This window comes from Nocardioides abyssi (genome assembly GCF_030412915.1).
GTDB classification, from domain to species: Bacteria; Actinomycetota; Actinomycetes; order Propionibacteriales; family Nocardioidaceae; genus Nocardioides; species Nocardioides abyssi.
On sequence record NZ_JAUHJR010000255.1, the window covers coordinates 1 to 230 of the forward strand.

At 74.3% G+C, this 230-nt stretch carries 1 pseudogene; it reads left to right on the forward strand.

Annotation, left to right across the window (positions count from 1 at the left end):
* A pseudogene (locus tag QWY29_RS20680) lies at positions 1-230 on the forward strand (ABC transporter ATP-binding protein); the annotation flags it as partial.

Here is a 230-nt window from a genome sequence, read left to right on the forward strand (position 1 = left end):
GAACGCATGAGCACGGTGATGGACTCCGGCGAGGAGATCGGCGCGATCCGCACCATCCGCCGCGGCGTGCACTTCTCGCCCGAGCTGAAGGAGGGCATCCGGGGCACGCGCGCGCTCGCGGGGCTGGCCTCGGCCGGCCCGGTCGTCGTCCCGATCGCCGTCCAGCAGGTCCTCGACCGCGGCGTCAACGGTCCGGGCGGGCCGGACGTGTCCTTCACCGTCTGGGCCGG